The sequence below is a fragment of the Priestia sp. Y58 genome (genome assembly GCF_029522095.1).
In the GTDB taxonomy this organism is placed as follows: domain Bacteria; phylum Bacillota; class Bacilli; order Bacillales; family Bacillaceae_H; genus Priestia; species Priestia megaterium_E.
On sequence record NZ_JAKWFL010000003.1, the window covers coordinates 409159 to 423435 of the forward strand.

Sequence of the window (14277 nt, forward strand, 5' to 3'; positions counted from 1 at the left end):
GATAGGTGAGAAAGAAGCAAAAGCATAGGAACGAGAAGTTCTTAATCTAGCCTCAAATAAAGTGGTAACAATGTATTTGATTCTATAAGGGGTCTTTTCTATAATAAATGTAGGAAAACTTTCCAAAGGAGAATTTTATGCTCGAATTAGAGGCTATTCAAAGCAGGGCCATTGAAAAAACTAAGCATACATTACTACAGGATATAAAAAGCGTATTAGGTGAACAAGACGAATGTCCCGATTTAGAGACGTATTTAACAGACAGGCACTCTTTTATTAAAAAAGCCTGGGGGACTGCGTGGAGAAAAATAGCTGTTTCTTCTGTATCTAAGAAAAACAGAAGATCGTATTTAACAGAAAGAGGCTTTGAGATAAAAGGATATAAACCTCAAGCTATCGATAAGTTATTTGCTAAAGAAACGAGAAAAGGTATAGAATTTGATGCTTTTTCTTGGTTAGAAAAGCAGTACGGAAATGGCAATAGAGCAGAGTGGCTATCACTATACGGAGAAGCAAGAGTTGAATTTGCCAAAAGAGAAGAAGAAAAAAAAGAGAAAGAAAGACAGCAAAGTATTAATGATCGAAAAGCTAGATATCAATTACAGTTAAATTTAGAAGCGGCTCCTATTTTGGAAGTAAACAAAGAGCTGTATTACCTACATATAAGAGAAAAGCTTTCACATCAGCTATCAAAAGACATTAAAACAAACTCAAAGTATATTGAAAACTATGCGCCGCATACTGAGCTTGAAGATGAATTAATAGAAAACGGTGATTTAACACGTCATGATTATGAAACGGTTCATGACTTTTTTCAAGAGCTCACCGGGAACGTAAGCTCAGAATTAGACAGATATTCAACGATTATCTTGTTTGAAACGTATGAAGATGTATACGAAGTATTTATCACCGATAAGATTTATGAAATCATTCCAACTATGATTATGGATGATCTTCCTGCTGCATTTAAAGAAGAATATAAAACTTATACAAATGCTTCAGTAACAAGAATGGATATCATAAAAGCACTTAGAAGTGATTTATCGGATTTGGTCTATGAATATAAAAGAATGCTCGTAGAAGAAAAGCTTTCCGATGTACTAGAAGTTTCAGATCACAACTTAACGATTGAAGAGCATCAAGAGAGATATCAACAGCAGCTGGAAGAAAGACGATTACAACAAGAACGTGAACTTGAAGAAAAGAAAAAGCTGATTGAAGAAGAACAGCGACAGTTAAATTATATTTTTGGTGCAGAATACGAAATGGACCCAAGAAAAGAAACGGAATACATTCTTCATCTCGGTGATACAAACACAGGAAAAACGTATACGGCATTAAAGTCATTAAAAAAAGCTGCTTCGGGTAGTTACTTAGCGCCGCTTCGCCTGTTAGCTTTAGAAGTTTTTGAAAAGCTGAACAAAGACGGAGTCCCTTGTTCGTTAAAAACAGGTGAAGAAGAAAAGATTGTTGAAGATGCTCAGCACATGGCCGGTACGGTAGAAATGTTTAGTGAATTAGAGCATGGCGATGTAACCGTAATTGATGAAGCGCAGATGATTCAAGACAGAGACCGAGGGTTTTCATGGTATAAAGCCATCACCCGAGCCAATGCCAAACAAGTTCATGTTATTGGGAGTTTAAGCATTCGAAGTATGTTAGAAGAGATGTTAGACGGTGTGATCTCAGAAATTTATGAGTATGAAAGAGATATACCTTTAAAAGTAGATCTTCGAAAGTTCAAAATTGAACAAGTGAAACCCGCAGATGCTTTAATTGTTTTCTCGCGTAAAAAAGTTCTTCAGACAGCGGCTAAGCTAGAAAAAGATGGTCATAAAGTTAGCGTGATTTATGGAAGTATGCCGCCTGAAACGAGAAGAAAACAAATTGAGCAGTTCATTAATAGAGAAACAAATGTCATTGTGTCTACAGATGCGATTGGAATGGGATTAAACCTGCCGATTAGACGAATTGTTCTTTTAGAAAACATGAAATTTGACGGGCAAAAAAGGAGATTGTTGACTTCTCAAGAGTTAAAGCAGATTGCAGGTCGTGCTGGAAGAAAGGGTCTCTATAATGTTGGAGAAGTTGCATTCGCTAAAGATGCAAAGCAAATGAGAGAACTGTTATTTTCGACAGACGAGCAAATCAGTAAATTTTCAATTGCGCCTACTTCAGATATGCTCAGAAGATTTAAAGAATATCATCATGATCTCGGGACGTTTTTTGAGATGTGGGCTAAATTTAAAAATCCAAAAGGGACACAAAAATCAAATCTGGCACAAGAACGTGAGCTTTATGATGAAGTGAAAGACACGCTAATTGAGGCGAAAATGCCAATTGTTGATTTATATGGTTACTTGCAGCTGCCGTTTTCAGCAAAAGAAAGCTCTTTGAAAAAGCAGTGGGTGGCTAGCATGAATGCAATTGTTAACAGAGAAGAATTACCTGAACCAAGGATAATAGAAGGTTCACTGGAAAAATTAGAGCTGTCTTATAAGGCGATTGGCCTGCATCTTTTATTTTTATATCGAATGGATAGAAGACCGGAAGCTATTTACTGGGAACGTGTCCGAGAAGAGCTTACAGATAAAATCCATAACGTATTAAGAAAAGATATGAAAAAATTTAAAAGAACATGCAGTGCGTGTTCTAAAGACCTTCCTTGGAATCATGATCATGCGATATGCGATTCGTGTTTTCATAAAAGATTCCGCAGAAGACACGGGGACACCTACGATTTTAATTACTAAGATGTAGTGATAAAAAAAGAGGCTTGTACAAAATTATGTTAGTTGAAGAAAGATCCGAACGATAAAGTGTTCGGATCTTTTCATTGTGATAGTGAACATAGGTTTCATGTATGTAGAGGCTTCTAGCAGTTGATTGGAGAACAAGGCTCAGCGGCCGCCCGCGGAAAGCGAAGTCTTGCACGAAAATCAACTGCGGTGTAACAAGCACTCCATACCAAATCATTTATCCCATTTGTTCATCTTTAGATGAGATTGATTTAGTTAAGTCTCAACCTCATTTTTCGTATAAGCTTTTCATCTTTTTGTTATAAATTTCTGCGTCAAAGCAGATTTTTGTAGAAAAAAGGCGGAAATGTATAAGCGGTCATCTTGTAAAAAGAGCAATAAATTATTATGATATAGAGTGGAACTGATATTTTAAAGAGTTCCGTGATTTTTTTGTTGGGCGGACGTGTATTGTCTTAGAGTAAGTTTGCTATCATTCATTATGTTAAAAGCAGCACTTTTAAATAGAGATACGGTTCGTAATAGAAGGGAAGAGGATGATGACAAGTCATAACAAAGAAAACAAAGCTGCCGCCGAGCAGTACAGTAAAGGGAAAATTTTGTGGCAATTAACCCGTCCTCATACGTTAACAGCATCGTTTGTACCCGTTTTGATTGGAACAGTTCTAGCCATGTTTTATGGCCATGTGAACGTTTGGATGTTTCTTGCGATGCTTTTTTCATGTTTGTGGATTCAAATTGCGACGAACTTATTTAACGAGTACTATGATTTTAAACGCGGGTTAGACACAGAAGACTCCGTAGGAATCGGAGGAGCCATCGTCCGACACGGAATGAAACCGAAAACGGTATTAAATTTAGCACTGATTTCTTATGGAATTGCTCTTATTTTAGGCGTATATATATGTGCAAACAGCAGCTGGTGGCTTGCTTTAGTTGGTTTAGTAGGTATGGCGATTGGTTATTTGTATACAGGCGGACCGCTTCCAATTGCGTATACGCCGTTTGGAGAATTATTTTCAGGTCTTTGCATGGGTGCGATGTTTGTGTTGATTTCATTTTTTATTCAAACAAATACCGTAACGTCTGAAAGCATCTTTGTATCACTTCCCATTGCGATTTTAGTAGGCGCGATTAATTTGTCTAACAATATTCGTGACATAGAAGAAGATACGAAAGGCGGACGACGTACGCTAGCTATTTTATTAGGCTCTAAAAATGCGATTAGATTTTTAGCTGCTTTGTTTGGCATTGCGTATATTTGGACCGTTGCATTAGTGGTATTCTTCGATATTAGCCCTTGGATTTTCTTAGTGTTCCTTAGTGCACCTAAGCCCATTCAAGCTGTACAAGCATTTGTACGCGGAGAGCTTATTGCGATGAAAGCAACTGCTCAAACCAATACGTTTTTTGGATTTACTTTATCAATTGGATTATTAATTGGCTATTTAGTAAGCTGATTGAGTGGAAAAAGCCTGTCTTTTTAAAGACAGGCTTTTTGTTATGCTCCAGTTATTTTTTCTTTTACTGCGCTAATAAATGCGTTCATATTTTCAGAAGATGAAAAGCTGGCTTGAGCTTGTTTTGGTCCGCCGCCGCCTTTTCCATCGTAAAGTGGAAGCAGCTCTTTATAAAGCTCTCCGCATTTTACTTCATTGCCGCTGTGAGCCAGCAAGACTTTTTGATCACTTGAAAAAGCAAACAGAAGTGTCGTATCAGACGTTTGAAGCAGCTGCTTTGTCAAAGCTTGCACATCTTTTAATGTACGGTTTTCAAAGTGATGGTACAGAAATGATCCTTCTTTTTTTGCTTCTAATTCACTTGCTAAATAAGCTGCATTTTCATTTTTTAATTCTTCTAGCTGTTTTTGCAGCTCTTTTTGTTCAGTCTCCAATTTTTTAATGCGTTCTACAACTAATTCACGGCTTGTGCTGAATTTATTGCTAAGTTCTGCTACGATTTCTTGAGACTGCTGATAATCAGCTAATGCACGCATACCGCATTTAAAAAAGAGGCGTGTATTGCCGCGCTGCTTTTCTGTTTTCGTAAGTTTAATAAGGCCAAGCTCTCCAATTTGGTTCACATGAGTACCGCAGCAGGCAGAAACATCAATGCCGTCAATTTCCACAATGCGTACCACTTCGTCTTCTAGCTCGGGCACTTTGCGAAGCGCAAGAGTATGTAAGTCTTCCTTTTTCACTTCGTACGTTTTAATATGACGGTTGCTGTAAATAGCTTCATTTACAACTTTTTCAATGTGTAATAGCTGCTCATGAGATAACTGAGGTACATTCAAATCAATAGAGACAGCGTCGCTTCCTAAATGAAAGCTAACGGTGTGAATATCATATGTATCGATTAATAGAGCCGAAAGTAAATGCTGTCCGCTATGCTGCTGCATATGATCAAAGCGGCGATACCAGTCAATTTCACACGTGACGTTCGCTTGTGCAGGGAGCGTATCAACGAGATGGTATACCTCTCCATCTTCTTCATAAACGTCTTTTACCTCAATTCCGGCAATAGTACCGTAATCAGAAGGCTGTCCGCCGCCTTCTGGATAAAAAGCAGTTTGTTTTAACGTTAAAGCGTAGCCATTTGAAAGAGCGCGCGTCTCTGTCACTTCTGTTTCCCACGTTTTTGTGTAGGGATTGCTATAATAAAGTCTTTCTGTCATGTTCCTCATCCTTTCTAGTAAAACCATATCTAACTTTTTCTATAGTATCAGAAATATGTTTCTTCGAACATGGATAAGCTAACTTGTAACAATAAAACTGGGTGGGACATATGAAAAATACTGTTTATATTTATACGCGGGATTTAAAAAGAATTTTTACCAATTGGGCGATGATTATCATTGTGCTGACGCTTATGATTCTGCCGTCTTTTTACGCATGGTTTAATATAAAAGCATCTTGGGATCCATACGGGCGGACTGAAGGTATTGCCATTGCAGTAACGAGCGAAGACGAAGGTTCTACGATAAGAGGGCAGCACGTAAACGTGGGAAAAGATATTATTGCAACGTTAAAGAAAAATAAAACGCTTGGATGGACGTTCGTCTCCAAAGAAAAAGCTGATCACGGAGTAAAGCACGGTGACTATTATGCAAGTATTGTTATTCCAAAAGATTTTTCACAAAAGCTTGGTACGGTTCTTCAAGATCGTTTGGAAAAGCCGGTCATTATTTACAAAGTAAACGAAAAAATAAACGCCGTGGCGCCTAAAATTACAAGTAAAGGAGCCAGCAGCTTAACACAACAGATTGGTGAAAAATTCGTCAAAACAGCGAATGGAGCCATTTTTTCTGTTTTTAACGAACTAGGTATTACCCTGCAGCAGGATTTGCCGACCATTCAACAAGTTGAACAACGGATTTTTGAGCTTGAAAATCGTCTTCCTGAAATTAAAAAAGTAATTAATGAAGCGAATGACACCACTCAAAAAGCTGGAGCTATTGTATCAAAAGCCCAGGCTGCTCTTCCTGAAGTAGAGAGACTAACAGCTTACGGCGCACAGATGACTCAGCAGCTAAACACTTTTTTAACTAAAAGCGATGAAGTGTTAAAAAACGCTGAGCCAACTATCAGCGAAACGCTGCACCGTGTTCAACAACGAGCTCTCGGAGTTCAAGAATTGAAGAATCAGCTGATGGAAAAAGATATAGCGCCGGCTGAACTCAGCGCAGCAGCGGAACAGCTAAAAGTGCAGTTAACAAAACAAGTTGCTGACACAGGAGAGATCCTTACGCTTCTTACGGATTTAAATGAGGTGTCTCAAGGGAACGTTCTTTCACCGGTTATTAATCAAATAAAAAGTGTACATACGCTTTTACAGCAGCAGCTGTCGGATGTAAACAGTATGCAGCAACAAACAAAAAATGGAGATGCACCAGATCCAAGTGTGCTTGAGAAATTCAGTTCTCGCACCGACCAAGCTGTTTCTAAATTAAATACGTTAACGAATTCGTATTCTTCTACGATTGTGCCGGCTGTTGAACAAGCAATCAAAGAAGCGAAAGATAAAACAGCAAGCGCAAACTCACTGCTTGAGGAAGCCAATAAAAGCATGCCGGATGTTTCTAATGTGCTGTCTAAAACAGCGAGTGGCATTTTGCTCGGACAGCAGGAGCTTGCGAAAATAACAAAAGACTTTCCGCGAATTGAACAAAACGTGCACAATATAGCGGATAAGATACGCGAATTTCAGCGAAAAGAAAACATTGAAGATATTATTAATTTGTTAAAAAACGATGTGCAAAAAGAAAGTGATTTTTTTGCTGAACCGGTTCTTTTAAAAGAAGAAAGACTTTATCCTATTCCGAACTACGGATCGGCTATGTCACCGTTTTATACAACGCTTTGCTTGTGGGTCGGGGCTTTGCTGTTAGTTTCAATTTTAAGCGTAGAAGTAGCGGATGAAGAGCGGTTTAAAAGCTATGAAGTCTATCTTGGAAGACTTTTAACGTTTTTGTCTATTGCTCTTGTGCAAGCTTTTATTGTGACGCTAGGCGATTTATTTTTAATCAAAACGTACGTCGTAGATAAAGTGCCTTTTATCTTTTTAGGCTTGCTGTGCAGCTTCGTATTTATGACGATTGTCTATACGCTTGTTGCGATATTTGGCAATGCAGGAAAAGCAATGGCGATTGTTTTGCTTGTACTTCAGCTTTCCGCTGCAGGCGGTACATTTCCGATTCAAGTCATGCCTGCTTTTTTCCAAGCACTCAATCCGTTTTTACCATTTACGTATGCAATAAGCATGATGAGAGAAGTTGTGGGAGGCATGTTAGCGGATATAGTAAGAAAAGATGTTACCGTTCTACTTTGCATTTGGCTTGGCGTGCTGCTCGTTGGCATTTTCCTTCACAAGCCTCTTAGTAAAACGAGTGCAAAATTAACAAAAAAAGCGCGTGAAAGTAAATTAATTCATTAAAAAAACGTTTTGGGTTTCCAGACAGAACAAAATGCGGTAGTGTAGATAGAAAGGAGTGATAAGCATGGGTATATTGGATGGACTATTAGGAAATGCATCAGAAGCAGATATAAGAGGAACTGAAAAAGACTTGCAAAATATCTTAATTGCCAACGAGCGAGTGGAACAAGCATATAAAGTCATTCGCGATTTGATGGTGTTTACGACGAAGCGCTTAATTATTGTTGATAAGCAAGGAGTGACGGGAAAGAAAACAGATTATCATTCCATTCCTTATAAAACGATTACACATTTTAGCGTAGAAACGGCTGGAACGTTCGATTTAGATGCCGAATTAAATATTTGGGTATCTGGTTCTAGTGCGCCCATCTCAAAAGAATTTCGTAAAGATAAAAGCATTTACGACGTGCAAAAAGTATTAGCATCTTATGTATTGGATTAAAAAAGTTGAGCCATGAAAAATTGGCTCGACTTTTTTTATGCTTGTGTAAAACCAGAAAGCATAACATTCTTGCATACAGCTGTTTGAAAGTAATCAGGCTGTTGTCCTTCTGTATTTGTTTACTTCACTCATTACTGAAATGCATGAAAACGATTTACATAATGAATTATACAGAATAAAAAAACCGTGATATGCTTTTTTTAGAGAAAAAAGGAAGTGACCAACTGTGAGCTATACCGTAATTGGGACATCGGCTTTTCGCAAAACAAATGTTGCGCTTTTTGCAGCAGGCTTCAACACATTTTCGATTTTATATTGTACACAGGCCATTTTACCCGAGTTTTCTAAAGAATTTGGAATATCCCCGGCTTTTGCGAGTTTATCTCTTTCGTTAACAACCATCACGCTTGCTGTTAGTATGCTTTTTTTAGGTTCTTTATCGGAAGTGTGGGGACGAAAGAAACTGATGGGACTATCGTTAATTTTTGCGTCATTGCTATGCATCATGACAGCATTTAGCTCTACCTTTGAAACGCTGTTAGTTTTTCGCGTTATTCAAGGAATCGTGTTAGCAGGGCTGCCTTCTGTGGCCATGGCTTACTTAGGAGAAGAAATTGAACCCGGGAGTTTAGGAAAAGCGATGGGGATTTATATAAGCGGAAACGCCTTTGGAGGCGTAGCGGGAAGACTTATGACAGGAGTGCTCACGGAGTATTTTAACTGGTCGGTAGCTCTTGATGTTGTAAGCGCAATCAGCTTATTGGCCACATTTGTTTTTTTTATGAACTTGCCTGATTCACAGAACTTTACTTCTCGGTCATTTGAACTTAGGCAGCTTACTGGCTCTCTTCGCAGTCATCTTCAAGATAAAGGGATGCTTTGTCTTTTTGCTATTGGTTTTGCACTGCTTGGAAGTAACGTAGCTTTATACAATTATATTGGATACGCTTTATCCGCTCCTCCGTATTCTTGGAATCATACGCTTGTAAGTTTTATTTTTGTTATTTTCTTTGTAGGAGTATTCAGCTCAGTCTGGATGGGGACGCTGGCGGATCGATACGGTCGGAAAAAGGTACTGTTATGTACGATTGCTGTTACGCTTATAGGTTCAATCGTTACGCTGCATCCGGTTTTATGGATAAAAATTACCGGGCTTTTGCTGCTGACTTTTGGCTTTTTCGGAAGTCACTCCATCGCAAGTAGCTGGGTAGGAAGAAGAGCAACGCATGACAAAGCGCAGGCTTCGTCTTTATATTTATTTTTTTACTATGCAGGATCAAGCATTGGAGGGACTGTGGCTGGCTTATGCTGGAGCGCGTACGGCTGGAAAGGTGTGATTGCTCTAATTGGTGTGTTTCTTACAACAGCCTTTTTCTTAGCTGTTCGTTTATCAAAAATGCCGGCTCAGCAGACGCATGTTCACTAAAAAAAGAATGTAAAGACATGTATGGCTATTATCTTAAAAAATAGGCTGGAGCAAGAGCATCTTAGCTGAAGGAAAATCCGAACGCGTTTGATTCTTGATTAAGAATCAAACGCGTTCGGATTTTTTTATTTTGATGGTGAGCGCTAGTTTTATGTACTAGCTCCTTTAGCCAGTTTGTTCGTCTTTAGATTGGATTGATTTCGTTATGTCATAATCTCTTTTCTTAGTTTAAAAGCTGAATAAAAAGCTCCGCTACTTTTTTATGAGCGCTGTTAGCGGGATAAATATAAGAAAAACGACGCTTAAAAGGAGCGGTGTTCACGTTGAGAATCGACAGGTGCCTTTGTTCTACATCTTCTTTAATAGCACAAAGCGACAGTACAGACATTCCTAAATTGTGAACAATCGCTTCTTTAATTCCTTGATTGCTGCTGATCGTTAGCATGCTTTTCATTTTTAAACCGTTGGACATTAGAACGTGATCTAAATATTCTCTTGTTCCAGAACCTTTTTCACGCGCTACCCACCGCTGATTTTGTAAATCATCAATTTCTACTTTTTTAAGCTGAGCTAAGGGGTGATCCACTGACGCAACGATGGCAAGTTCATCGTCCATAAAGGACTGAATATGTAAGTCGGACTCTTCCGTGTGACCTTCAATAAGCCCTACGTCCACTTTGAAATGACGAACAAGCTGAGCAATTTCCTTTGTATTACCGATAGTCACTTCTACATCAATATCAGGATATTGTTCACGAAGCTTTGCTAAAAAAGAAGGAAGGATATATTCACCAATCGTAAAACTGGCGCCAATCGTTAGCATTCCTTTGACACGGTGATGGTGTTCGTAAATATCTCGTTTCGTATGCTCATATATTTGAATCATTTGTTTAGCACGATCGTATAAAATTTCGCCGCTGGGTGTGATTTTTAACATTTTAGGTGAACGCAGGAACAGGGAAGTTTGAAATTCTTTTTCGAGATTTTTGATGTGTACGCTTACGCTTGGCTGTGAAATCATTAATTTTTCCGCAGCTTTTGTAAAGCTTTGCTCTTCTACAACAGAAACAAACGTCTTTAACGCATCATAGTACATAGAGTATGGCTCCTTTTATATTAAAAAAATTAATTATAAACATTATAAAACATTATTATGGTAATAACTAGAGGCACTTGGTTAAGAAAAGTAAAACAAGGTGCTGACTTAAAGGAGTATGTTTGCTTATAACGAAGGAAGCCTGCGCAATTTGTTTACAGTTATTTTTATTTCATCTATAAAGCTATTAAACACTTTTTTGTCATCTATTTGTAACAAAAGTAAAAAAAGTACTTGTTTTTTCCAAAAAACATACTATAATATTAACTGTAATACGATAAGTAATACAGTTAATACACCTAGTACACACATCATGATTTTGGGTAGATGAAGGGAGGCAGACTATGTTCGATTTAGATATTCGTAGTCGTAAGCCGATATACGAGCAATTAGTAGATAAATTGAAAGAGCTTATTATCCATGAAGTCTTTAAGGCCGATCAAAAGCTTCCATCTGTTCGGCTGCTAGCAAAAGAATTAACGATTAATCCAAATACAATTCAAAAAGCGTATCGTGAACTAGAACATCAAAACTATATTTATTCAGTTCCAGGCAAAGGAAGTTTTGTAACGCCTCAAGTTGATACACTAAATAACGAGAAGGTGAAAAAGATGAAAGAAGAATTAGTAAAGCTGTTGGCAGAAGCTATGTATTTAGGGATGGATAAAGATGAAATTCTATCACTTATTTCACAGGCTGAAAAAGCAGTAAAAGGAGGAAGCGATAGTGATTGAACTGAAGGCGATAAAAAAAGAGTTTGAAGAAATGGAAGCTCTAAGAGACGTCACGCTTTCTATAAAAAAAGGATCTATTTACGGACTGCTTGGCTCCAACGGAGCAGGAAAAACAACGCTATTAAAAATCATTGCAGGTATTTACAAGCAGGATCACGGAAAGATTGCCATAGACGGCGAGGAAGTATTCGAAAACGTTGGCTTAAAAGAACGTCTTATTTTTATGCCAGATTCTCTTTATTTTTTCCCTCAAACAACGATTAAGCAATTAGCGTCTTTTTATAGAAGCGTCTATCCGACTTGGAACGAAGAACGGTTCCAAAAATTAAAAGAAGCTTTCCCAATTCAATTACATAAAAAGGTACATAGAATGTCCAAGGGAATGCAGCGTCAAGTAGGATTTTGGTTAGCGCTGTCTGCTATGCCTGATGTACTTATCTTAGATGAGCCGCTCGACGGTTTAGATGCGGTAATGCGTCAAAAAATCAAAAACCTTCTTGTTCAAGACGTGGCAGAACGGGAAATGACGATTTTAATTTCGTCACATAACCTGCGAGAAGTGGAAGATCTGTGTGATCATGTAGGCATCTTGCATCACGGTCAATTATTAATTGAAAAAGAGCTGGATGATTTAAAGTCTGATGTGCACAAAATTCAAGTTGCATTTGAAGGGGATGTGCCGCTAGCGCTTTATGACACGCTAGACATTTTATATCAAGAAAAACGAGGAAGTGTCTTGCTTTGTATTGTTCGAGGGAAAGAAAATCACTTAGTAAACAAAGTCCGATCGTATAAGCCTTTAATTTTTGACATCTTGCCACTTACGCTGGAAGAAATCTTTATTTATGAAATGGGGGATGTGGGTTATGCAATCGAAAACATCATCGTTTAACCGCGGCATGTGGATTCAATCCATGAGAAACGTGGGATGGATTGGGCTTGTATACTTGCTAGTACTGCTGTTCGCTTTACCTTTACAACTGATTTTTACTTTCACAGGAAAGGTAGAGCCTTATATAGAAAAACCAGATACGCTATTTAACGTATTGGATGGGCTGGAATTTGTGTTTATGTTTGTTGTACCAGTGTTACTTGGTATTTTCCTATTTAGATATATACAAACGAAGATTGCGGCTGACTATATTCATAGTTTACCAATTAAGCGTTCTACGCTGTTTCATCAAAATATGCTTCTGGGCGCGTTGGTTTTAGTTGTTCCTATTTTAATTACGGGAGTCGTTACTTTTGCCGTTAAAGGAGTTTTAACCGTTGAGGATGTTTATACAACAGGAGATGTTCTAAGCTGGGTCGGTTACAGTATTTTAATTAATTTATTTGTGCTGACTGGAACTGTTTTAGCGGGAATGTTCACCGGAATGTCTGTCCTCCAAGGAATCTTTTTATATGTTCTATTTCTTCTACCCGGCGGAATCTCTTATTTAGCTATATCCAATGTAAAGTTTTACTGGTACGGCTATGCGTATGACTATTACGTGAACAAAAATGTTGACAGCCTTGTTCCGTTTTCACACGTAGCGCAAATGGTAGCTCATAAAAGCTTTTCTACTAGTGCATTTGTTTATATTGGACTCATTGTCTTATTTTACATCATTGCTTTAATCACCTACCAAAAAAGAAAAGTAGAAGCTGCTACGCAAACCATTTCAGTTAGCTGGTTAAAACCGGTATTCGTATACGGAGTAACCGCTTGTTCACTCATGTTAGGCGGATTTTACTTTATTAGCATGAAAGGTGAATTTTCATGGATGATCGTGGGCTATATTATTGGTTCATTAATAGGCTATACAGTTGCTCAAATCATTTTAAATAAAACGTGGCGTATCTTTACGAAATGGAAAGGGTATCTAGGCTTTGTTATAGCTGCAGCTATCGTTGGCTTTATCATTCATCTAGATGTGTTCGGCTATTCTACTAAAGTGCCAGCAGCTTCAGAGATTGAAAGTGTATATTTCGATGAAGATATATATCCATTGACTGATAAACCTGAAAACTATGCAAATGGAATGAATGGCTATTATGAAGCTCCATATTATTATACAAGTAAAGAAACGATTCAGAGTGTTCGTCAGCTGCAAAAACAAATTACAGCATCTAAAGATAAGAAGCTGGATCCTGATAAACAAAGTGAAATAGAAAGCAGAAACGGGAAAATAGCTGTATTTGCTTATAAATTAAAAAATGGAAAACAAATGGTCCGAGAATACTTTATTCCATTTTCAGACTATAAAGCTTTTTATAAAGAAATTGCAGAAACAAAAGAATACAAAGAAAATTCCCATCCGCTTTTACGAACAAAAAACACGGATAAGATTAAAAGCGTGAGTTTTTCTGTTCCAGGAAAGTCAAATTCAATCAATATTACAAATCCAGATAAAGTACAAGAACTTATACACGTAGTCAAACAGTCGATGATGAACGAAACGTTTGATGAAATGTACAGCACAAAAGAAAGCTGGGCTTCAATTGAGTTTATGGATGGAAAAGGACAGTACGTACAAACTGCTTCTTGGGATAAGTCTTATAGCGAAGTAGAAGCATGGCTGAAGAAAGAGCATTTATATGAACGTGCTCGCCTGATGCCAAAGGATGTAGAAAAAACCGAAGTGTTTAAAAATTCTTCTCATCTTAAAATCGATTATCGTCTTCAAGAAGAGTTTACATCTTTAACGAAGGATGAGAAAGCAATTAAAGTAAAAAACAATCAGCAGGTAGAAACACTTCTTCAACATGCGAACTTACGAGACACGGGAGATTATCTTGTTGCTTTTTATTACAAAGATCAAGTAGATACTCCTCAGATTTACATGTTGAATGAAAATGAACTGCCAATCGAACTAAAAGAAAAACTAAAATAACAAGGGAGA

General features: G+C 37.8%; 10 protein-coding genes. 8 read left to right on the forward strand and 2 right to left on the reverse strand.

All coding sequences use genetic code 11. From position 1 onward, the window contains the following. Positions 1–137: 137 nt before the first annotated feature. The gene (locus MMB68_RS12135) at positions 138–2753 is read left to right on the forward strand and encodes a helicase-related protein (RefSeq protein ID WP_277548884.1); all 2616 of its coding nucleotides are present in this window, start codon (positions 138–140) and stop codon (positions 2751–2753) included. 545 nt (positions 2754–3298) lie between these two features. After that, positions 3299–4219: a 1,4-dihydroxy-2-naphthoate polyprenyltransferase gene (locus MMB68_RS12140; protein ID WP_029321653.1), complete on the forward strand. Its 921-nt coding sequence runs from the start codon at positions 3299–3301 to the stop codon at positions 4217–4219. Positions 4220–4260: 41 nt separating this feature from the next. On the opposite strand, the gene MMB68_RS12145 is transcribed toward MMB68_RS12140, so the two are convergent. Continuing rightward, complete coding sequence (locus tag MMB68_RS12145) at positions 4261–5436, reverse strand: alanyl-tRNA editing protein (protein WP_221783067.1); 1176 nt, start codon at positions 5434–5436, stop codon at positions 4261–4263. A 110-nt stretch (positions 5437–5546) separates the two neighbouring features. Here MMB68_RS12145 and MMB68_RS12150 point away from each other — a divergent pair, with 110 nt between their 5' ends. From MMB68_RS12150 to MMB68_RS12160, 3 genes are all read left to right on the forward strand, one after another. Continuing rightward, positions 5547–7694, forward strand: a complete 2148-nt coding sequence (locus tag MMB68_RS12150; protein ID WP_277548885.1) for a YhgE/Pip domain-containing protein — start codon at positions 5547–5549, stop codon at positions 7692–7694. A gap of 64 nt (positions 7695–7758) precedes the next feature. Further along, complete coding sequence (locus MMB68_RS12155; RefSeq protein WP_014460184.1) at positions 7759–8136, forward strand: PH domain-containing protein; 378 nt, start codon at positions 7759–7761, stop codon at positions 8134–8136. A gap of 226 nt (positions 8137–8362) precedes the next feature. Beyond that, entirely contained in the window at positions 8363–9562 is a 1200-nt protein-coding gene (locus MMB68_RS12160; protein WP_221783073.1) for an MFS transporter, read from the forward strand. 223 nt (positions 9563–9785) lie between these two features. Here MMB68_RS12160 and MMB68_RS12165 read toward each other — a convergent pair whose 3' ends face one another. After that, entirely contained in the window at positions 9786–10658 is an 873-nt protein-coding gene (locus MMB68_RS12165; protein ID WP_014460182.1) for a selenium metabolism-associated LysR family transcriptional regulator, read from the reverse strand. 344 nt (positions 10659–11002) lie between these two features. Here MMB68_RS12165 and MMB68_RS12170 point away from each other — a divergent pair, with 344 nt between their 5' ends. Genes MMB68_RS12170 through MMB68_RS12180 form a run of 3 tightly spaced genes read left to right on the forward strand, consistent with a single transcriptional unit; the run spans position 11003 to position 14268 of the window. Beyond that, positions 11003–11392, forward strand: a complete 390-nt coding sequence (locus MMB68_RS12170; RefSeq protein WP_013083081.1) for a GntR family transcriptional regulator — start codon at positions 11003–11005, stop codon at positions 11390–11392. Further along, positions 11385–12284 (forward strand): ABC transporter ATP-binding protein, encoded by a 900-nt coding sequence (locus MMB68_RS12175; RefSeq protein WP_048020984.1) that lies wholly within the window; start codon positions 11385–11387, stop codon positions 12282–12284. The genes MMB68_RS12170 and MMB68_RS12175 overlap by 8 nt, the downstream gene beginning before the upstream one ends. Next, positions 12259–14268, forward strand: coding sequence for a DUF6449 domain-containing protein (locus MMB68_RS12180; protein WP_277548886.1), 2010 nt, complete (start codon positions 12259–12261; stop codon positions 14266–14268). Before MMB68_RS12175 ends, MMB68_RS12180 begins: the two co-directional genes overlap by 26 nt. Positions 14269–14277 lie beyond the last annotated feature (9 nt).